The sequence below is a fragment of the Micromonospora noduli genome (genome assembly GCF_003264365.1).
In the GTDB taxonomy this organism is placed as follows: Bacteria; Actinomycetota; Actinomycetes; order Mycobacteriales; family Micromonosporaceae; genus Micromonospora; species Micromonospora noduli.
Genome location: NZ_PYAK01000014.1, coordinates 69,285 through 91,228 on the forward strand (window position 1 = coordinate 69,285; position 21,944 = coordinate 91,228).

Here is a 21,944-nt window from a genome sequence, read left to right on the forward strand (position 1 = left end):
TGGTCCCATCGATCTGGCTAGTCCGCTGAAGTCGGGTCGCCGACGTTGAGGGCAGGGCGAAGCACTTAGGCCGTCCAGCCCGTCCACGAGCGCGTGTGGAAACGGCGGGTCGAGGACGCGGTCGGCCGTTATCACGGCGTCGCCTCCCGCACGGTCGCATGGCGTCGCAGCTCACGGGAGAGGTAGGACAGCACCTCGGCCGGCTCGTCCCGAACGAAGAAGTGGTCGCCCGCGAAGGTGGTGAGGGTGAAAGCGGACTTCGTCTCCCGCTCCCACAACCGTGCGCGGGCAGCAGTCACGCCCTGGTCGCCCTCGGCGACGAGGGCATGGATCGAACAGCTCAGCGGCTCCGGTTCGGAGTACGACCAAGCGGCCGCAAGTGCGAGGTCTGCTCGCAGAGGCGGCAGGACGACGGCCATCACCGCAGGATCGGCGAGGACCTGCTGAGGCGTGCCGCCGACAGCGGTGAGATAGGCGATCAGGTCGTCGTCCGACGGTGCCCACCCCGGAGTGGGCGCCGAGAGGCAGGGAGCGGCGCTGGCCGCGACGTAGACCGCACGTGGTGCGGCGACGGCTCGGGCACGCAGCTCGTGGGCGAGGGCGAAGGCGACCTTCGCCCCCATGCTGTGCCCGAAGAATACGAATGGGATCTCGAGCAGTGGCCGGATCTCGTCAGCGAGGTACCGGACGAGCGGCTCCATCCGCCGGAACGCCGGCTCCGCGTAACGTTCGGCCCGGCCGGGCAATTGCACAGCGACCGCGTCGACATCGTTCGGCAATCCGGCGGGCCAACGCGAGAACATGGCTGCCATGCCACCCGCATGATGGAAGCAGAACAGCCGGACACTGGCGTCGACATGTTTACTGAGGCGCAGAAAGGAATCACTCATCGTTACGCCCGGCCCCGCCCCGCCACGGGATCGGTCTCTCGGATTGATCGACGAGGTGGGCGTCGGAGATGGTCCTACCGTCGATGGCACAATCCAGCCCAGCCACGTGGTTCTGGTGTGCTTCCAAGGCCATGTCGGGATGCCTTCGCATCAGCCGAGGAGACTCGCGTCAAGGTCTACAACGCGCAGACGACGAGTTCTCACCTCGGCGGACTTTTGCAGATCCTTTGTGATGCTTACGCGTTGCAGCCAGCGGTCGGTGCCGTCGAAGCGAGGGCTGTAGGCCGTACGTGCATGCAACGTGCGGTAGTTGTCCAGGATAAGTAGGTCACCGGCGGCCAGCGTGAGGTACCGCGCGGCGCTGGGGATGTCTCGCCGGAACGCTTCGAGGGCCTCGGCTGCGCCGATGTCGCCGGCCACCGCACACACCTGGTCCGTGTCGAGCCGGATGGTCAGGTTGCCGTCGGCATCCTCGCCCAGAATCGGCAGCATCGGTCCGTCCTCGGGGCGCCCGGACCCGCCGCTCGCCGGGTCCACCCCGATGTGGAAACGGGGCTGCATCAGAATCTTCCGATGCTCCGGGGTAACCGGCACTTGGTCAGCGTCGACGATGGCTGTTTTGGCGGACGGATCTGAGCGCACGCACAGGAGGGCAACGAAGTCGGCGCGCAGGCGGTCGTAGGCGTCCTCGGTGTGCCACTGAAGGAAGACTTTGCTGCCCGTGCCCTTCTGGGTGTAGGCGTCGGCGGAGATCGGTACAACGTTCTGGACGACATTGCCGTCGTGCTGCCGTGCGAATGCGAAGACCTCGCCCAGGACGGACGCGACGGCCAGCAGGAAGGTCTCCGTCTCCCACGTCCTCTTGGCCAGCGCCTCGACCGTCCAGTCAGCCGGCGTCGGACCGAGCGTGGCGTCGGCGATCGGCAGGCCGCGCAGCAGCAGTGCGCCACGTCCGCTGAGCCGACTGCCGAAGCGGATCAGTTCGCTGCGCACCTCATCGGGAAAATCCTCAACACACCGCTTCGCGTGCTCCCATAGTCGCTCCAACTCGGCGTCCGACCGGTAAGGCGAGAACGGGGCGGCCAAGAGGCCGTCCATCATTTCCCGGGCCCATGGCGCGGGAAGGTCGATCGTGAATTGGTGCTGCGTCCCGACTGATGTCATGCGCCCTCCTCATGCCACAGGTGCTTAATCTCAGAACTGGCGCGCAGCACATCTTCCAAAGTCCCTTGCGCCTCGATCCGACCGTCGGCCATGACGATGATGTGATCGGCCCGCTCCCATGCCACACGACGGTGGGACACTGCGAGACAGGTGCGCCCGGACACCTCCGCCAGTCGCTCCCACAGCCGACGTTCGGTGTCCACGTCCAAGGCGCTGGAAAGGTCGTCGAAGACCAACAGTTCCGGCTCACGAACGAACATCCGGGCCGCCGCCACCCGTTGCAGCTGACCACCGGAGAGCTTGGCCCCGCGCGGACCGACCAGGGTGGCGAGACCGTGCTTGAGGTGGTCGATGTCCTGTTCCAGAACCGCCGACCGCACCGCCAACCGCAACCGCTCGTCGTCCTCCGGCAGGCCGAGCAGGATGTTGTGCCGCATCGTGTCGCTGTACAACCGGGGAACCTGCGGGGTGTACGCGCTCTGCGGCGGTACGAAGAACTGCGCCGGATCAGTAACAAGCTCGCCGTTCCACCGGATCTCGCCGCGCTGGAGGGGTATGAGGCCGAGCAGCGACCGCAGCAATGTGGACTTTCCGGAGCCGACGCGGCCAGTGACCACGACGAACGTCCCGCGCTGCACATCGAAACTAACGTCGTGCACCCCCCTGGCGGAGTTGGGATGCACAGAGGTCAGGTCTCTCACCTCTAGGCACATCAGCGGAACGCGACGCGGGGCGTCAACGTCGACCAGTCTGGTGGATGCCGACGTGGTGAGGCAGGCCAACGATCCCCCGGCAGGCAAGATCTCCTCCAGCCTGTTGAGTGACGCCACCGACTGCTTGTACATCGCCAAGTTCTGACTGAACAGCGACGTGAAGTCCGCGATCCAGCCCAGATAGGCAACGAACAATGCCAGTTCACCGACCGTAAAAGTGCCCTCGTTCATTTGACCCGCGACGATGATCAGCACCAGGCCCACACCGACGTGGGCGGTGTTCGTCCACAGCGACACCATGAACGTCTCAGTGAACAGCCGACTTCGCAGGGTCCGGCGGCGCCGCTGCTCGTTGAGAGACGTGAGGCGCGCGATGATCGGACGCTGAGCCCCAGCCAACTGGATCGCCTGCACACCGTTGAAGGCGTCACCGAGGAACGCGCTGACCTCACCGGCGGCGAGACGACTTGCCCGGTGGTAGTCCTTGATCCTGCTGCTCGCCAGATTGATGAGCACGCCGGCCGCCGCGAGCGGAACGAAGACCACCAGGGTCACCAGCGGGTCGATCGTCATCATCACGATGACGGCCAACAGTGCCTGGACACCCGCACCAGCCACCATGAGCGCGTAGACGAACATCTCCGCAATGGTCGTGGTGTCCCCGCCGAGTCGGCTGACGACGTCACCCACTGGTTTCCGCAGCGCGGCGGCGCCCGGCGCATCGAGAATGCGAGCGAAGGAGTTACGCATGAGCATCGAACCAACGGCGGACTCGACCTCGGCGTCCATGGCCACGCTCATGAGAAGAACCGTCACCCGCGCCACCGCGATACCGGCGAGGAGCCCCACCATGACCCAAACGCCGCTCGTCAGGTTCGAGCCGTGGGAGTACTGGTCCAGCACCTTCCACACCACGAGGGCGGGTAGGAGCGGGATGGCACTGCGAAACAACTGCAGCACGATATCGGTCACGTACAACTTCGGCGTAGCCCGCACCATGCGCCAGAGCGCCTGTCGTGGTTTCACGCCCCACGCTCCGCAGACAGTGCCAGCAGGCCGTCGGTCCCGGGCCGGACCAGTTCGTCCGGCCTGCCGTGTCGGACGGCTTCGCCGTCCTGAAGAACCAGCACGCGGTCGAGCCGCGTCACGGTCGCCAGACGGTGCGCGATCACCAGCGAGGTACGACCTTCGAGCAGCCGGGACACGGCCCGTTCGACGAGCCTCTCCGTGGCTGGGTCCAACCGTGAGGACGCCTCATCCAGGATGACGATGTCGGGTTCCCGCAGCAGGACACGAGTGAAAGCCAGCAGCTGGGCCTCACCCGCGGACACGCCCCGGTCATTGTCGATCGGTGTGTCGAGACCGGCCGGTTGCGACAGGTACCAGCCGGACAGTCCCAGGCTGTCGATTGCCGCCTCGATGCGGTGGTCCGGGATGCCGGCATCGAACAGGGTCAGATTGTCCCGCAGACTCGCCCGGAAGAGTTGCACGTCCTGGGTGACGACACCGATGCGGGAGCGCAGTTGGGCCAGCGTCAACTGGCGCACGTCGACACCCCCGATGCGCACCGCTCCGCCGCCCACGTCGTACCCGCGGAAAAGCAGTCGCCCGATGGTGGTCTTGCCGCTTCCGGTACGCCCCACCAGTCCGAGCGACTCCCCTGGTGCGATATCGAAGGAGAGGTTGCGCAGGGTCTGCCGGTCGGGACCGTACCGGAACGAGACGTCAGCGAATTCGACCGAAAGCGCACCGGTCGGCAATGGAGAGCCGGAGCCCTCGGTCACCGCGCTCCGGGTGAAGTACAACTCGGCAATGCGCTGCATGCTCGCGGTCGCGGCCTGAAACTGATCGAGCTGTCGGGTGACCCGGAACAGCGTCATCGACAACAGGTTGGTGTACGTGTAGACCAGGTAGATCACACCGACGGTGACGGCGTCGCGCTCCAGCAGCACACCACCGACAGCGATGACGGCGGCGGACGCCATCGACACCGTCACCTCCAGCACGCTGGAGGAGTACCGGGAGCTGACTGACGCCTTGCGGTTGGCCACGCGGTACTGCTTGAGCAAGCCGGCGAGCATGCTCATGGCATACGGACGGGCACCGCTCGCACGCAGATCCTCGGTGACGCTGAGTTGTTCCTCGAAGAATCCGGAAAGATCGGCTCTGGCCTGTCGCAACGTCTTGAATTGGGGCACTGCGACGCCCTGTATCCGGCGCAGGGCGATCGCGCCGATGACTGCGAAGCTGGCGAGGACGAGGCCGAGGCGGAAGTCAGCGAGGAACGCCAGCGTCAGTATGCCGAAGATCAGCAGGCTACGCCCGATAACCTCGAACACGAAGCTGGAGAAGAAGGTCGCCAGCGCGGTTACGTCGCCGTCGACCCGCTCGATGAGTTCACCCGGGCGGTGCGACTTGTGGAAGGACATGTCCAGATCGAGGCAGTGCGCAGCCAAATCCGCACGAACGCCGTTGGTGGCCACCCAGCTGACGTCCTCGCTGACGTACCCGGCCGCGCCGACAATCACCTGCCGACCGAGGGCCATCGCGAGGAATACCAGTGCGGTCACCTGCAACACGGCGAGCTGCGCACCTGCCAGGGCTTGGTCGATGAAGCGAGCGAGCCACAACGGCACGAGCAGTTCGAGGACGATGTTGGCCAGGAGCAGGACAACCAGCACGCCGACCTTGCGCCACTGTGGGCCGAGATAGGTCCGCAGTAACGTGGCTTGTTGCCGCAGGACGAAACGTGGCTCAGTGGTGCCCATCTGACCGATCCGGCCCCACGCCCGTTGACGGCTGGGAGCCGCCGGGCCCGCCGAGCCCGGCCAGGTGCTGGCGCACACTCAGCGGTCGCATGTCCGTCCACACCTCCTCAATGTGGGCGAGACAGTCATCCCTGGTGCCGCGGTGCCCGGTCGCCAACCATCCAGCAGGCAACTCCCTGTCAACCGGCCACACGGAATACTGTTCCTCTTGGTTGACGACGACACGATACATCTCGTCGGGCACTGTTTCTCCCGGTACTCGTGGTGAATGTGGGCACTTACCCGGCGATGAAAGGCAGGAGCCGGCGCAGGTTAACCGGCACTGCGTACCGGTAGAACATGGCGCGATCTGGATCCAGCTCGGCGACGCTGTTTCGCCATTCTATGGCGCGATTGACGATGCCTGCGGTGACGGACAACCGCAGGATTTCACGGAGCTCGCTCTCATCGGCGAACTGCGTCCATTCGGCGAGGTACGCGTCGGCTATCCGGACGATTGCGGACTCCGCCTCTTCGGCTGGCACGGACTCACGCACGTCCCGGTAAACCACCGCAAGCGTCAGAAACGGGTGCCCAACTGAGCTCTCCGCCCAGTCGAATATCAGTGGACCCGCGCCCGGGCGCGGAGAAAGGAAATTCCCCCGCCAGGCGTCGCCGTGCACGAGCGTTTCCGGAATCGGCGCACCCGCCAACTGCTCGGTAGTTGCGGTGAACTCACCCACATATTTTCTGAGACGCTCGTATTCATCTTCCCCGAGACCGTTGGGGTCGTCCAGATACAACATCTCGGTGTCGGCGAGCAGCTCTTCGTAGAGCTTCGGAAGAACCGCCGCCGGGCGCCGCGGGCACCCTAGGGCAACGAGCTTGTCCGCGTCTGCGGCGAGTGCCACCTGCATCCGGGCCAACACCGGCATGACCTGCGTATATGCCTCGACGATTTCAGCTGTGTCGGCATACTCCGACTCCGGCCCGAAGTCCTCCGTCAGCATCCAGCCGCGCTCGGCGTCGACGGCGAGAACAGTCGGCACCTGGGCGGGGAACCGCTCGCCGAGCAACCGGGTCAGCGCCGGCTCGTGCCTGAACACCGGCGGGACCGCCTTGAAGTAGGCCCCCCCGGCAGTCGTCGGCACCCGCAACAAAGCCGACCACAGCCGCGAATCGACCTGCTGCACCCGGCCGGTCGGAGACAGACCGGATTCCACCAAGCGCTCGGCGATCCAGGTGGAGGCGTCGGCGAACCAGCCCGGGCGGGCCCAGGGCAGTCGCCGACCGCGGCATTCCGTAGAGGCTGACTCCTCGAACCAGGCCCGCAGCACGGCACGGTGCTCCGGCACGGCGAACGGCACGGCCGTCAGATCCCGCGCCGACAGCCAGGCCCCGTGGCGGAAATTCGCCGGCGGCGGTGTACGAATCTCGTGAACGAACACCCGTGATCCGCCCGCACCGAGCCCTTGCGTCGACTCTCGAAAGCATTCGAGTGTGATGACGTCGAGCCCGAAACTCCGCTGGATAAACGAATTGATCGCAGCGGCCTCGAAGTGCGGATGCGCCGGCAAGGAAAATCCATCGGATAATTCGGTGAGAAGCACCCGGGTCGCCGCGCCGCTATCGTACGAGATTATGCTGTAGCCGGTTGTTTCTTGTGGATCTGCCACCAGCCATCCTTACGCCTTGAGAAGCCCCCGCTTGCTGCCTGGCAGAAACTTTCTACCTCACCTCATGCACGCCAGTCAAGACGATGTCGCCACAAAAACGAACACTTACAGATAGCTCTTCCTTGGGCTCGCGACACGCTATAACGCCTGGTTGAAGCCGCACGAGACCCCACGAGCGGCAGTGCGCGAACGGCGACGCGACGCGTGACCCGCAGTTGAGTGAGCGTTAAGTCACGAAGCCACTACCGTCCGCTCGACGAGACCGTTACACCTTTTTCCGTCCTGACGGGCAGCGTCTACTGCGCTTGTTGGGGTAGCATCCATGTGGCTGCGCGGTCGTGTCCCACCGACCACCAAAGAATTACACCGCAAGAAGGCCGCAGCCGTTGAACAAGGGTACGGTCTGCGCTAGGAATGCCGTGCACCGAGAAGTGCAGGATTCCGACAACGACCGTCGGACGAAGGGTGGCGGCAACTGCCTCCCTGATGGCCGGGGCCAACCATTAAGCGGCACCGCCCAACCGGCAACCTTTCATTATTCGGCAGGTTTTCGCAACAGAGCGCTGGAGGAGACTCGCGTTGCCCGACACCTCACCAGGGTTCGCACCTCCTGCTGAACCGACCGCCATCCCGCAAACCAGCCTGCTGCACAAACTCGTCGAGCAGCAGGTGGATCGCAGCACGTACGCGGAGGCCTTCCGCTGCGGCGACGAGGTCGTCAGCTACGGCGGCCTGGACGAACTGGCCAATCGGATCGCGCACCGGCTGCTGGCCGACGGCGTGCGTCCGGAGGACCGCGTGGCGATCTGCTTGCGCCGTGGGCCAAACCTGATCGCGACAATGCTCGGTGTCCTGAAGGCAGGCGCGTGCTACGTGCCCATCGATCCTGCCTACCCCGCTTCACGGATCAGCTACCTTGCGCGGGACTCCAGGGCTCGCCTGGTCATCACCGAGCGGGAGCTGGCGAGTCGGGTCTCCGAGGTTCGCACCGTCCGGTGCATCGATGACTTGGATCTCGCGACGGCCCCCGCGCACCGGCCCGACGTGCGGGTCGATCCCCGCTGCCTCGCATACATCATCTACACCTCCGGTTCGACCGGTCGGCCCAAGGGCGTCGCGATCGAGCACCGGTCGGCGGCAGCACTCCTGCGATGGGCTCGGGACGCCTTTCCCTGGCCGCAACTCGACGGCGTGCTGGCCGCAACGTCCGTCTGCTTCGACCTCTCCGTCTTTGAGATTTTCGCGCCGCTGGCGTGGGGCGGTCGATTCGTTCTGGTCCCCGATGTGCTGCAGATACTGCGGCTACCTCCCGACGCGAAGGTCCGGCTGGTCAACACCGTCCCATCGGCCATGTCGGAACTGCTGGGCGTGGGCGGGCTGCCGGCCGACCTCGCGATCGTCTGCCTGGCGGGCGAGGCGTTGACGTCCGCGTTGGTTGAGCGGGTGGGCAGGTTGCCGCACGTGCGGCGGATCCTGAACCTGTATGGACCTTCGGAGGACACGACGTACTCCACCTGCGCCGAACTGGAGTCTGCTGATCCGGGCACCCCGTCAATCGGGGCTCCGCTACCCGGAACCCGGGCCTATGTCCTCGACGAGCAGCTCCGGCCTGTCCCGCCGGGTGCTGTGGGTGAGCTGTTTCTCGCCGGTGCCGGGCTCGCCCGGGCGTACTTCGGGCGGCCAGCGGAGACGGCTTCAAGGTTCCTGCCCGATCCCTTCGATCGCACGCCGGGCGGCCGGATGTACCGGACCGGTGATCGGGTGCGTCAGCGCACCGATCGACAGCTCGCATTCGTCGGCCGGACCGACGAGCAGGTGAAGGTCCGCGGCTACCGCATCGAACTCGGTGAAGTAGCGGCAGCGCTTCAGGCAGTTCCTGGTATTCGGCAGGCCGCAGCAACCGTCGTTACCGGACCTGGCGGCGACACTCGCCTCGTCGGATACGTCGTGGGCGACGCGGTCGTGGACAGGGCCGCGGTCGTCGCTCACTTGCGCACCTGCATTCCGGGGCACCTGATCCCCGCCCACATCGTCGGGCTCGCCACACTGCCGACGACCCCGAACGGCAAGGTCGACCGGGCAGCGCTGCCTCCACCTCAGTGGTCGACCGGCACGCGGGCGGTCGGAACCAGCACACCGTCCGGCGAGGACGAAGTCCACGCCACTTCGTCAGCGGTCTGGCAGGAACTGCTCGGCGTCTGGCCAGGCCGTACCGACGACTTCTTCGCCTTGGGCGGTGACTCACTGTCGGCCACCCGTGCGATCAGCCGGCTGCGCTCCCGCCTACACGCCGACCTGGCCGTCGGCGCGCTGTTCGAACACCCGACGTTCGACTCGTTCACGGCCCACGTCCGCGCGGCGCCCCGCCGGCCCGCGCGGCCGGCGTCCATCACGCGGGCGGTGGCGGGTCCCCTCTCTTTCGGTCAGCAACGCCTGTGGTTCCTGGACCAGCTCACGCCCGAGGGAACGGCATATCTGATCACTGCGGTGGTCGAGGTCCGCTCCATGGGAACCGCCGCTCAGCTGGAGGCGGCGCTTGGTGACGTGGTTGCCCGGCACGAAGCGTTCCGGACGTCGTTCCACTGGCGCGACGACGCACCCATGCGGCAGGCCCACCCACGGGCCACCGTGCCGGTCACGCGGGTCGCGGTCGCCGCGACAGTGGACTTGCAGGAGCAGCTCCGCCACGTCGCCGCGGACACCGCCGCCACGCCGATGGACCTGGAAACTGCGCCGTTGCTGCGGTGCCGCATCGTGGTTGTGGCCGGACGACCGGTCGCGCTGGTGTTTACCACACACCACATCGTCTTCGACGCGTGGTCGCTCAACGTGTTCGTCCGTGAGCTCGGCTCCTGTTATGAGAGGCGCATTCAGGGCAGTCCGCTTGCGCCGACCGGCTCGTACGCCATGGTCGACGCCGGCACCCGGCAACGGGAGTGGCTGGCCAGTGCCGCTGGGCGAGCGGCCCTCGACGCCATGGTCGCATCACTGCGTACCGCTCCGCATTTCCTCGCCCTGCCCACCGACCGGCCGCGCCCCGTCGACCGGGGCCACAGCGGCGCATTCCTGCTCTCCGCCCTCCCTGCGTCGGCTGCGAACGCGGCGTCGGCCATCGCCCGACGCCACGGTGCGACCCTGTACATGGTTGGCCTTGCAGCGTTCGCCGCCCTGCTCGGCACATGGTCGGGGCAAGGACAGATGGTGATCGGAACCGCGTTCGCCGGACGCACCGACCTCGCCACCGAAGAGCACATCGGATGCTTCGTCAACACCGTCGCGCTGTGCATCGACGCGCGGCCTGACCTGGGGTTCGGCGTGCTGCTCGCGCAAGTCCGGGAGACCGCTCTGTTCGGCCTTGCTCACCAGGACGTGCCGTTTGAGAAGGTGGTCGAGCGGTTGCAGCTTCCGCGCACGACAGGACACCAACCACTGGTCCAGGTCGCGTTCGGCGTGCAGAACACCGCCGCCGCCACCTACGAGGGTGCCACGGTCGGGCTGCGGGCCTGGGAGGTCCAGTCCCAGGACGCGCGCTTGGACCTCACCCTCTGGCTCGAACAGAAGGACTCACAGGTTGAGGCGCTCTGGACGTACAGCACCGAGCTGTTCGGCCCGGCCACGGTCGCCCGATTGCATCATCGCTTCGGGCACCTCCTGGCCGCCGCCGTCGAGGACGAGCACCGACCAATCACGGAGCTCGTCGCCGATTCTGACCAGACTTACCGAGACAAGGAGCGCCGATGACTGACGACACCCAGCGGCGACCGGTCATCCGACGGCGCGACCCGGTTCGTGAGTCCGTTTCGGTTCACCGCGAATGGCACGGTGCGACGCTACCTGCCCTCGTCAGAGCCCGAGGCCTGGACGTCGACCTGCAGCAGTGGATCCGCGACCACTCCGACACCGTCGACGCGCTGGCCCACGCGGCGGGGGCCGTGCTGTTCCGCGGCTTTCCCGTCACCGAGGCTGCGGATTTCCGCCGCGCCATGGACGCCCTGTCGAACGAGGTGCTCGGATATGGCGAGCGTTCGTCGCCGCGCAGCGAGGTGGTGTCTGGCGTGTACACGTCGACGGACCACCCTCCGGATGAGCCAATCGTGCTGCACAACGAGCAGTCGTACACGCTCGACTGGCCGATGCGGATCGTCTTCTGCTGCACTATCGAGCCGGATGCGGACGGCCGTACCCCGCTGGCGGACAGCCGCCGGGTACTCGCCAGGCTGCGTCCCGACGTCGTCTCCAAGTTCACCCGAACGGGTATCCGGTACGTCCGCAACTACCTTCCGGGCATTAGTCTGTCCTGGCAGGAGGCGTTCCAGACGGAACGGCGGGACCACGTCGAAGACTACTGCCGCGCGGCGGACATCAGGTGGGAATGGCTCGGCGCCGACCACCTGCGAACCACCCAGGTTCGTGCGGCCGTGCGTACCCATCCCGTGACGGGCGAAGCCAGTTGGTTCAACCACGCGCTGTTCTTCCACGTGAGCTCGTTGCCCCCCGAGGTGAGCGAGGAACTACGGACCGCGCTTCCCGAGGAGCACCTTCCCTACAACACGTACTACGGCGACGGTCAACGGATCGACGACGAGGTCTTGGCCGAGCTACGCGCGGCGTACGACGCGGAAACGATCGCCTTTGACTGGCGGCAGGGCGACGTGCTGCTCGTGGAGAACATGCTGGTCGCCCATGGAAGGGAGCCGTACCGTGGGCGACGACGGATCCTTGCGGCCATGTCCGATCCGTACTCCTCCGCCGGTGTCCCGGCATGAGTACGTCGCGGGTCGGCTCGGGACCCCGTCGGCGCTCCGATCGCACCACGCGCTTGACACCTGTCCGGCGCAGTCCCCTGCACAACACATTCGGACTTTTGTTTGAGGCCAGGGAGCCTGACCTCGACCTCGCTGCCTTCCTGGATGGGAACCAGCCGCAGGTCCTGGCCGACCTGGACCTGCACGGCGCGATTCTCTTCCGTGGCTTCGCGGTGAACTCGCCCGGCGAGTTCGGCGACGCGGCGCGGGCGCTCAGTCCCGAGCTCCTCAAGTACCTGGAACGGGCGGCACCACGCAACGAGGTAGTAGACGGGGTCTTCACGTCGACCGAGCTCGCGGCCGACCGGTGGATCGAACTGCACCACGAAATGTCGTACGCCCACAGCTGGCCGAGCCGTCTGTACTTCTACTGCGAGGTGGCGGCCGATCAGGGTGGCGCCACGCCGCTCGCGAGCGAGCGGACGGTTGTGCCGGCGATCCCCACCGAAATCCGGGAGCGCTTTCTGCGGCACGGTGTGTGCTACGTCCGCAACTACGGTCCGGATCTGGATCTGCCCTGGCAGGAGGTTTTCCAGACAGTGGATCGTACGGTGGTGGAGGCTTACTGCCGGGCGTCCGGCGCCGAGTTCACCTGGACCGGGCGAGACGCCCTGCGGACGCGATCTGTCCGCCAAGCCATGGCCCACCATCCCCGCACCGGGGAGGCCGTCTGGTTCAACCACGCCCATCTGTTCCACGTCGCGGCCATGGCGCCCGAGGTCGCGGCGACGTTGGTCAACGAGGTGGGCATCGAGGGTCTGCCCCGCAACGCCTACTACGGGGACGGGCAGGCCATCGATGACGAGGTCATCACCCTCATCCGCTCGCTGTACCAAGAAAGCGCCATGACCTTCTCCTGGCAGCGCGGTGACGTGCTCGTCGCCGACAACTTTCTCGTAACTCACGGGCGGGAACCGTTCACCGGTGACCGCCGGGTTCTCGTGGCCATGTCCGACCTCTACGTGACACAGGAAAGCTCGTGAATCAAGCCAGCGGATACCGTCTCTCGCCCGCCCAGCGTCAGCAGTGGGCGCGAACCCAGCGTCACTACGATCGCCCGATCTCGGCACGGCTCGGCCTCGCCGGGCCCGTCGACCGGGCCCGGCTGCGAGCCGCCCTCGACGCGGTGACCGCACATCACGAGGCGCTTCGACTGCGCCTCGTCGCCACCCGCGACGTGCGAGTACCGGTACAGTTCGTCGACGACGACCATCGGGTCGCTCTGCACGAACGGTCGGCCCCCGCAGCGCCGGATCCGATGACTGATCCGGTGCAGGTCATCGTCAGCGACGACGAACTGGTCGTGGCGGCCTCGCCGCTCGTGTTGGATTCGGCCAGCATCACGGTCGTGCTCCGCGACATCGCAGCCTGCTACGGCGGCGTCGAACTGCCCCACGATCCCGACCGGCTGCAGTTCCTGGACGTCTCCGAGTGGTTGCTGGAAGAACGCGATGTCGCCCCGCGGACCGGCACGCCGAGCGAGGCTGCCGGAACGCGTGCGCTCGAACTCCCCGTCGTCACCGAGAACGGCGCGCCCGACGCGGGGCGAGAGCATGCTGAGCTGCGCATTGACGTGCATGGCGCAGAGCTGGCAAGGCTGTTGCGAACGGCCGAGGCCCATGACGGCGACGTGGAGACACTCCTGCTCGGGGCCTGGCTGACGGCCCTGGCCCGGTACGTCCCCGCGGAGCCCGCGGACGGCGGCACCTCGGGGGACGCGCTCACCGTCGCGTGGTACGACCCTGCCCGATCGGCCGACGGTACCGCAGACGTCGTCGGCACTCTGGGATGTTGGGCATCGCTGGCGCTGCCGCTGCCGCTGCCGGCCTCTGTCAAGCAGCTACTCGCGGCCGTCACAGCCGCCCGCGCGGCCGTCGCGCCGGAAATGGCGTCAACTGACGTGGTCGAAGGACTCGTTGGCGTGCTCGCAAGTTTCGCCACGACTCGGCTGCCGAGTGCGACCGCCTTCGAGCCGCTGCCCGTCAGCGGCGTGGCGATCGATCCCCCTGCGGCCTTCGGACCGATCCACCTCCAGTGCGTGCTCAGCCCGGAAGGCTTGGAGCTGACGCTGCACGGCGAGTTGCCCGCGCCCCGGCGAAACAGCGCGCGCTGGCTTTTGCAGAGCGTCGCCGAAATCCTGCGCACCCTGGCTGTGGCGGACGACGACGCGTCGCAGCAGCTGATGGGAGCCGATGAGGCCGACGTGCTTCGGCGCTGGGCTGGCACGCCGACCAACGAGACACCGGAGACGCTCGTCCGGCTGCTCGACCGCGGCATCGCTCAGGCCGCTCCTGACACCGCGGCCGTGGTGGCCGACGACGGCAATCTGACGTTCCGGGAGCTGGACGCCGCCGCCACCGCCGTCGCCCGACACCTGACGGCGCTCGGTGTGCGGACCGAAGACCGTGTCATGCTGCTCGCCGCACGCTCCCGCTTGTCGGTCGTGGGGTTGCTGGGCGTGCTGCGCGCCGGCGCCGTGTACGTCCCCGTGGACCCGGACCAGCCGGAGGAGCGAATCCGGCTCTTGGCGCGTGCCGTGGACCCCCGGGTCGTACTCGGTGGCCCGGCCCAGGGTGAGCTGCTTGCTCGCCTCAGCCACGAGTTCATCACCGCCGACCTCGAGGCACGGGCCGACGACGGCGGCATCGCCGACGCGGTGGTCGAGCCCCACCATGGCGCCTACATCATCTTCACGTCCGGCTCCACAGGTGAACCGCGGCCGGTCGTCGTGGAGCACCGCTCCGCTGCGCACCTCTACTCGGCGCTGCGCCAAGTGGTGTGCGGGTCCGCCGACGGGCCACTGCGGGTGTCGGTGAACGCACCCCTGAGCTTCGACGCGTCAATCAAGCAACTCATCCAACTCGCCGGCGGCCATACGCTCTGCGTCGTACCGGACGAGGTCCGCCACGACGGCAAGGCCCTACTTAGATTCCTCGCCGACAACGAGGTCGACGTCTTCGACTGCACGCCTTCCCACGTCCGGATTCTGCTGGACGTGCTCGACGACTCCGTGCGGTGGCCAGCAACGCTGCTCGTCGGCGGCGAGGCGATCAGCGAGGACCTTTGGCAACGCCTGGCGGCGATCGACAACGTGCGGGCAATCAACCTCTACGGCCCAACTGAGTGCGCGGTCGACGTCACCGCAGCGGAGATCGTGGCTGACGCGGCTGTGTCGATCGGTCGTCCACTGCCCGGGACGTGCGTATGGATCCTCGACGAGAACCTGCGGCCGGTACCACCGGGAGTCGCGGGTGAGCTCTGTGTCTCGGGGCCGCAGGTAGCGCGGGAGTATCTGGGCGCCACTGCTGCCACGGAGCAACGGTTCGCCATGGCCGGGGTGCCTGACGGCCGCCGCGTGCGGGTGTACCGCACCGGCGACCGGGCGCGTTTCCTCCCGGACGGTACGCTGTTGTACCTCGGGCGCCTGGATGACGAGGTGAAGGTGCGCGGCCACCGAGTGCAGCCGGCCGAGGTGGCGGCCGTCCTGGCCCGGCACCCCGACGTCGACCAGGCCGTGGTGGTGGCTCGCAACGACGAGACGACCGGCGAGCCGCAGCTCGTTGCCTATGCCGTGGCGAAGCGCGGCGGCGTCGCAGTGGTCGATCCCGCCGAGGTGGACGGCCTCAACCCACACGAAACCCGGTACCTGTACAACGAGATCTTCATCCAACGGGTGTACCTGCGCGGCGGGGTCGTTCTCAAGCCCGGCGCTGTCGTCTTCGACGTCGGGGCGAACATCGGCATGTTCTCGCTCTTCGCGCACGCCCAATGTCCCGATGTCGCGTTGTACGCGTTCGAGCCGCTGGCCCCCGCGTTCAACAAACTCGAGAGCAACCTGACCCGGCACGGCGTCGCGGCGCACCGCTTCCCCTTCGGTCTGTCTGCTGAAGAGAAAGACGTCGCCTTCACCTATTACCCCGGCTATTCGATGATGTCCGGGCAGAGCTCCTACGCCGATCCCGATGCCGAGATCGACGTCATCAAACGCTATCTGGCCAACGAACGGGCACAGGGGGCGGCAGGTCGCGACGATCTGCTCGCCGAGGCCGGCGAGGTGCTGGCCGACCGGTTCGACGGTGTCGAGCACCAGTGCAGGTTGCGCCGGCTCTCCGACGTGATCGACGAGCAGGGAGTCGAACGCATCGACCTGCTTAAGATTGACGTGCAGCGTGCCGAGCTGGACGTGCTGCGCGGCCTCGATGACCGCCACTGGCCGCTGGTCCAGCAGGTGACGATGGAGGTTCACGAGGCACCGCGAACACCGACCGCCGGGCGGCTGGCCGAAATCACGCGGCTGCTTGAGAGCCACGGGTTCACCGTCGCCGTCGAACAGGACATTCTGCTCGACGGCACCGACCGCCACTCCCTGTACGGCGTCCGGCCCGGCTATGCGGGCCGGGAGTCATCCATGGTGGAGAACTCCGTCACCATCAGCCCGCCGCCGCCGATCGCGGCAAAACCCGGGGCGTTACGCGACTGGTTGGCCGAACGGCTCCCTCAATACCTCGTGCCCGCCTTCGTCGTGGTTCTGGACGCCCTCCCCCGTACGCCTCGGGGAAAGCTGGACCGCGCAGCATTGCCAGCGCCCCACGGGGAGCAACCAACAGTTACGCCGGCCGCCGCAGAGAACCCGATGGAACAGGTGCTCGTCGAGGTCTGGTCGGAGCTCCTGGGTCGCACCGACGTGGGTGTGGAGGATGACTTCTTCCAGGTCGGCGGCGACTCGCTGCGCGCGATCCGGATGCGGGCGGCGGCCGCCCGGCGTGGCGTCACGTTCCCGCTTCGCCAAGTCTTTCGGCACCACACGATCCGTGCACTCGTCCGTCACGGTGGGGCGTCGATGTCGGCGAGCGCCGAACGACAGACACAACCGGGTGACAGCAACTTCCGGCTGGTTCGCCCGGCAGACCGGACCAGGTTGCCCGGTGACGCCGAGGACGCGTACCCCCTCACGGCGTTGCAGCTCGGCATGGTATACCACACCGAGATGACGGGCGGCAGCAGCGCCTACCACGTCGTCACCGTCCATGAGATCAACTGCGGGCTGGAGCCGGACGCCCTGGCCGCGGCCCTCGCCGGGGCGAGCGCCGCCCACCCGGTGCTGCGCACGTCGTTCGACCTCGGGCGCTACAGCGAGCCGCTCCAGCTGGTGCAGCGGTCGACGCTCATCCCACTCAGCGTCGAAGACGTCAGCGGGCTCGACGAGGCGGGACGGTCCCGCCGCATCGCCACAGTCGTGGACGAGCAGCGCGCACAACCGTTCACATGGGCGACGGCACCGTTGGTACGGATCCAGGCCCTTCGCACTGGCCCCGACTCGTCCACCCTCGTCGTCACACACCACCACGCGGTCATGGACGGGCTGAGCCTCAACCTGTTCCTCGACGACGTGCTCGAGCGGTACGACCGGCATCGGACGGGCATCACCAACGAACGCCGTACCGAACCGGCGCTGCCGTTCTGGCGGCACGTGCAGCTCGAGAGTGAGGCCCGCCACCGCGAGGAATCGCGCCAGTACTGGCGGCAGGCGCTGCACGGCGCACAGCCGGCCCGCCTCGCGCCGTCGGCCGAGACGGACGCCTCGGACATCCCTCGGATGACCGCGCTGTGGGTGGAGCCGCTACCGGCCGGGCTCGGCAAGCGGCTCGGTGAGGTCGCCGCAGCCAGCGGCTTACCGCTCAAGTCACTGCTGCTGGCGACGCACGTGCGAGTCCAGGCCGAGGCGACCGGCCGAGCGGACCTGTTGACCGGCCTGGTGGTGAACTGCCGGCCGGCGGAGACGGGCGGTGACAAAACCCTCGGACTGTTCCTCAACACGTTGCCGGTACGCCTGACGGTCGGTCCGGACAGCCTTCTGAGCCTCGCGGAACGGGCGTGGCGCGCGGAGCAGGACCTCATGGGCCACCATCTCGTTCCCCTGACGGAGGTGGCACTTCTCGCCGGTCAAGGCACCCTGTTCGACGTCTTCTTCAACTACACCCGGTTCGACGGCGCGCGCGGAGCTGCGATCACACACCGGCGTGGCCAGGAGGACAGGCCGGTGGACGTCGCCTTCACGCTCGCCGTCGACTGTGCGATCGACCCGCAGGACGACTCGTTGCACCTGGAGTTGCAGTACGACGGCCGCTGGCTGTCCGGCTACCGGGTACAGTCACTCGCTGCCCGCTACCGCGAGCTGTTGGAGGGGCTGGTGCGCGCCCCGGAGCAGCCGCTGCCGGACCTCGCCGCCTCCCCGGCGGTCGACGGCGGCGGGCCGGTATGGGCCGACCGGTTGTCCGACCTCTGGCAAGAGACCACAGGTACGGCGCCGAGCGGTGACGCCGACTTCTTCACCAGTGGCGGAAGCTCGCTGTCGGCCCTGCGGTTGACCGCGATCCTCCGGGACCGGCACGGCGTTACGGTGGACCTTGCGGAGGTCCACCGTAACGCGCGCTTCGACACGCTGGTGGCTCTGGTCATGGCAGAGGCGTCCCGGCAACGCGTGAACTAGCCCGGCCGTGGCACGCGTCGCCCGACGGGTGCCACGGCCGGGCTCCTGACTGGCTCGTCCGGTGCCCGAAAACCACCGACGGAGCTGTGGGCGATGACGAAGGACGACGTACAAGAGGACGGTGAGCGATGCTCGCTCCGGAGCAGTTGAACAGGACAGGGTCCCCCGGCTCACCGAACGCCTTGCCACTCGATGCGCTGGTACGCCGCCACGCCATCGAACGGCCGGACGCGGTGGCCGTCGTCCACGAAGGTCGGCGGCTGACCTACCGCCAGCTCGACGAGTGGTCCGCAGTGGTATCCAGCCGTTGGGCGAGCGAGGGTGTGCAGGCCGGCGATTGGGTTTGTCTCGCGTTGCCCCGACGCGTGGAACTCGTCGTCGCCGTGCTCGCCGTCTTGCGCGCCGGGGCAGCGTATTGCATCGTGCCGCCGGATTGGCCGCCCGCCCACACGTCACTGTTGATGCGGCAGATCCGGCCTGCACGGGTGGTTTCCACCGCCGACGACTGCCTCCATGCTCCGAGCGGGCAGCGAAGCACCCTATCGAGTGAACCGCACGGCCACGACGCCGACAGTAGCTGCTGCATGTTCTTCACCTCCGGCACGACGAGCACCACAAAGGCAATCAGCGTGCCGCACCGGGCGATCAGCAGGCTGCTCGCGGAGTGCCGCTTCGCAGACCTGGGACCCGCCACTGCCATACCAGTGGTGTCGCCAGCGCACTGGGACGGATTCGCACTGGAGTTGTGGGCGGCGCTGCTCAACGGCGGGAAGGCGGTTTTGTTGGACGAGCCGTACCTGGTGCCGACCAGGCTGCGTGCACTCATCGCGGAGGAAGGTGTCGACACTGCGTGGCTCACGAGCTCTCTGTTCAACCTTTTCGTTGATGAAGATTCCGGCAGCTTCACTGGCATGAGGCAGGTGCTCACCGGTGGTGAGCGGATGTCGCCTACGTACGCCCGTCGTTTCCTGACGGCGCACCCCGATGTCACACTGGTCAACGGCTACGGGCCCGCAGAATGCACCATCTTTTCGACGACCCATCGAGTCACAATAGATGACTGTGACCGAGGGGAGATCCCGATCGGTGTTCCCACCGTGGGTACCGAGGTTTACGTCGTTGGTGAGGGCGGCCTGCGCGAGCCCGGCGACGTGGGGGAACTGTTCATAGCCGGAGACCGTCTGGCGAACGGCTACGTCGGCGATCCTGAGGAGACGAACCGTCGCTTCGTCACAATGGACCTTCCTGTCGGTCGACGCCGGGTGTACCGCAGTGGCGACCTGGGCCGGTGGGAGACGCCGGGAGTCCTCTTCTTCGCTGGCCGGGCGGACCGGCAGGTAAAGGTCCGCGGTCGTCGTATCGAGCCGGAACGCGTGGAGGAGTTTCTGCGGCAACAGCCTGGGGTCGAGGCTTGCGCCGTCGTACCCGTTCCGGACTCACAGGGTCACTACACGCGCCTGGCCGCCTTTTACACCGGAGCGCCCGACGGAAAGAACCTACAGGAAACCCTGCGGACGGAGCTTCCCGACTATCTGGTGCCCGACCTGCTCCGCCATGTTCGAGCGCTTCCCCTGACGACGAACGGCAAGTTGAACTCCGCAGCGCTGCTGGCTGGCACCGACGACGAACCGACCGCCGCTGCGGCCTCCGGTGACGGTCCGCCGGGCGACGACGACACGGTGTTGACTGCCGTCGCGGCCGTCTACCAGGAGATCCTCGGCCTTCCGCGGGTCCCGGACACCGCGTCCCTGTTTCATCTGGGCGGCACGTCATTGGACGCCGCCCGAGCCTGCGCGCGAATCACTGAGCGGTTGGGCGTGCCGGTGCCCATTTCGGAATTCCTTCGTCATCCCGGACCGCGGGCCTTGGCGGATTGGATCCGGACCGCGTCGGACCGATCTCTCGGTGCGCCCCAGGGCGACGCGGAGGGCGACCGAGACGTTGTACGCCTGACGAGCATGCAGGCCGAGGCCCTCATCGAGGGCATGCTCCGGGAGGACCCTTTGGCGGGCCACTGCATGATGGCGTGGTGGATCGACGGGGAGTTCGACGTGTCGGCCATGGCGCAGGCGGTGCAGGACGTACACCAGCGACATGAGGCGCTGCGCGCCAGATACCAATTCCAGGAGTCGGTGGTCGCGGACGTACCCAAGGGGCCGTCCGCCCCCGAGTGGGCGGTGTTGTCGGGACACGAGCATACGGCCCGGCAGGACTTGCTGGCCTGGCTGCTTCGAGAGTTCACCCCGGAGGAAGGCGAACTGTGGCGGGCCGCAATCGTCTGTACCGGCGACCGGCACCTGCTCGGCGTGGCGATCGACCACGCCGCGTTTGACGGCTGGTCGGAGGCGCTGATTGCCGCAGACCTCAGCACCGCCTATCAGGCGCGATCGGCGGGCTCGGCACCGACCTGGCCGTCGGCACCACGACTGGCCGAGGTCAGCCGCGAGCATGCCGAAGCGATGGCTCGGACCGACCTGGACGCCCAACGTGCCTACTGGAAACAGGCCCTGAGCGGAATGCCGGACCTCATCTTCCCGTCGCCCCCTTCTCCGCCGGCCGACGCATCGCCGGTGCTGGAGATCATCTTGGAGCCTGCCGTGGTGACACGATGCCAGCGCGAGGCGCGCGGGCATGGCACCACCCCATTCGTGGTGTGGCTGTGCGCTTACGCCGAGGCGGTCCACCAGGTACTTGGCAGCGCGGACTTCGGGGTGGGCGTCCCGGTGGCCCAACGCGGAACCCCTGCCAGCCAACTCGCGGTGAGTTGCCTCACCGGCATCGTGTGTTTCCGCCTCCGTCCCGGACGCCACGCGGCCTGGAAGGATTCCCTGAACGCGTGTCAGCAGACTGTCGAGGATGGAATGGTCGCCGCCGACGTCCCGATCTCGGAGATCGTGCCACTGCTCGGCCGGGACCGGGGCGACCGGGCGTCATTGTTCCAGACGATGTTCGCCCTGCAGGATAACCGTAGCCCCGAATTGACTCTGCCTAAAGGGACGGCCAGTTTCTTCCGACCGTCGCCCGACGCACCGGTGACGGAACTCTTGACCGAAGTCTGGCCGGCACAAGACGGTGGTGCCACGCTGCGACTGCATTTCTCGGTCACCGCGATGTCGTCGAAGGTTGTGGCGCAGATCGGTGAAGCCTTTGTCACGCTCCTGCGGCAGTTGCGATGCTGCGGTGACTTCACCGATTAAGGCGCTCTTTCTGGGACGCCGCGTCGGCGAACCTCACCGCGCCTTCTACGGCAACCAGTTCGGCCTCACGGTGCCACTGTTCGCCCATTACGGCGTCGAACTCTGGGTCCCTGAGATTGGCGGCCCCATCGCCGGCGCCATCTACAACGACTCGGAGTGGCTGGGCGACTTCCCTCTGCACACCGCGGCGGGCACGACGGACGGCAGCCGGCCCACCCTAGAGTCGCCCCGACCGAGTTCCGGAAGCCGGGCAGGTGTTCCA

General features: G+C 67.2%; 10 protein-coding genes and 1 pseudogene. 5 read left to right on the top strand and 6 right to left on the bottom strand.

Going from position 1 to position 21,944, the window contains the following annotated elements; translation table 11 throughout:
* Positions 1-131 precede the first annotated feature (131 nt).
* From GUI43_RS13850 to GUI43_RS13875, 6 genes and pseudogenes are all read right to left on the bottom strand, one after another.
* Positions 132-890 carry a thioesterase II family protein gene (locus tag GUI43_RS13850; protein WP_112602315.1) on the bottom strand — a complete coding sequence of 253 codons (759 nt, stop codon included), beginning with the start codon at positions 888-890 and terminating at the stop codon, positions 132-134.
* 150 nt (positions 891-1,040) lie between these two features.
* A complete protein-coding gene (locus GUI43_RS13855; protein WP_112698957.1) occupies positions 1,041-2,054 on the bottom strand; it encodes a TauD/TfdA family dioxygenase in 1,014 nt (337 codons plus the stop codon).
* Entirely contained in the window at positions 2,051-3,793 is a 1,743-nt protein-coding gene (locus GUI43_RS13860; protein WP_146765903.1) for an ABC transporter ATP-binding protein, read from the bottom strand. The genes GUI43_RS13855 and GUI43_RS13860 overlap by 4 nt, the downstream gene beginning before the upstream one ends.
* The gene (locus GUI43_RS13865; RefSeq protein ID WP_112583074.1) at positions 3,790-5,535 is read right to left on the bottom strand and encodes an ABC transporter ATP-binding protein; all 1,746 of its coding nucleotides are present in this window, start codon (positions 5,533-5,535) and stop codon (positions 3,790-3,792) included. Before GUI43_RS13865 ends, GUI43_RS13860 begins: the two co-directional genes overlap by 4 nt.
* A 58-nt stretch (positions 5,536-5,593) precedes the next feature.
* Positions 5,594-5,767 (bottom strand): annotated as a pseudogene (locus tag GUI43_RS13870) (MbtH family protein); the annotation flags it as partial.
* 46 nt (positions 5,768-5,813) lie between these two features.
* On the bottom strand, positions 5,814-7,190 hold the full coding sequence (locus GUI43_RS13875) for a phosphotransferase (RefSeq protein WP_167457594.1): 1,377 nt from the start codon (positions 7,188-7,190) through the stop codon (positions 5,814-5,816).
* A gap of 579 nt (positions 7,191-7,769) precedes the next feature.
* On the opposite strand from GUI43_RS13875, the gene GUI43_RS13880 reads away from it, so the two are divergent.
* The 5 genes from GUI43_RS13880 to GUI43_RS13900 all read left to right on the top strand — a co-directional run bounded on the left by GUI43_RS13880 (position 7,770) and on the right by GUI43_RS13900 (position 21,682).
* Complete coding sequence (locus tag GUI43_RS13880) at positions 7,770-10,931, top strand: non-ribosomal peptide synthetase (RefSeq protein ID WP_112698959.1); 3,162 nt, start codon at positions 7,770-7,772, stop codon at positions 10,929-10,931.
* The gene (locus GUI43_RS13885) at positions 10,928-11,956 is read left to right on the top strand and encodes a TauD/TfdA family dioxygenase (protein WP_112698960.1); all 1,029 of its coding nucleotides are present in this window, start codon (positions 10,928-10,930) and stop codon (positions 11,954-11,956) included. Before GUI43_RS13880 ends, GUI43_RS13885 begins: the two co-directional genes overlap by 4 nt.
* Positions 11,953-12,978: a TauD/TfdA family dioxygenase gene (locus tag GUI43_RS13890; RefSeq protein WP_112698961.1), complete on the top strand. Its 1,026-nt coding sequence runs from the start codon at positions 11,953-11,955 to the stop codon at positions 12,976-12,978. The genes GUI43_RS13885 and GUI43_RS13890 overlap by 4 nt, the downstream gene beginning before the upstream one ends.
* The gene (locus GUI43_RS13895) at positions 12,975-18,485 is read left to right on the top strand and encodes a non-ribosomal peptide synthetase (RefSeq protein WP_112698962.1); all 5,511 of its coding nucleotides are present in this window, start codon (positions 12,975-12,977) and stop codon (positions 18,483-18,485) included. Before GUI43_RS13890 ends, GUI43_RS13895 begins: the two co-directional genes overlap by 4 nt.
* Positions 18,486-18,613: 128 nt before the next feature.
* The gene (locus tag GUI43_RS13900; protein ID WP_112583068.1) at positions 18,614-21,682 is read left to right on the top strand and encodes an AMP-binding protein; all 3,069 of its coding nucleotides are present in this window, start codon (positions 18,614-18,616) and stop codon (positions 21,680-21,682) included.
* Positions 21,683-21,944 lie beyond the last annotated feature (262 nt).

Coding starts and splice junctions, on each gene's coding strand:
- GUI43_RS13850 (WP_112602315.1), bottom strand. CDS start 890: ATGAGTGATTCCTTTCTGCGCCTCAGTAAACATGTCGACGCCAGTGTC.
- GUI43_RS13855 (WP_112698957.1), bottom strand. CDS start 2,054: ATGACATCAGTCGGGACGCAGCACCAATTCACGATCGACCTTCCCGCG.
- GUI43_RS13865 (WP_112583074.1), bottom strand. CDS start 5,535: ATGGGCACCACTGAGCCACGTTTCGTCCTGCGGCAACAAGCCACGTTA.
- GUI43_RS13885 (WP_112698960.1), top strand. CDS start 10,928: ATGACTGACGACACCCAGCGGCGACCGGTCATCCGACGGCGCGACCCG.
- GUI43_RS13890 (WP_112698961.1), top strand. CDS start 11,953: ATGAGTACGTCGCGGGTCGGCTCGGGACCCCGTCGGCGCTCCGATCGC.
- GUI43_RS13900 (WP_112583068.1), top strand. CDS start 18,614: ATGCTCGCTCCGGAGCAGTTGAACAGGACAGGGTCCCCCGGCTCACCG.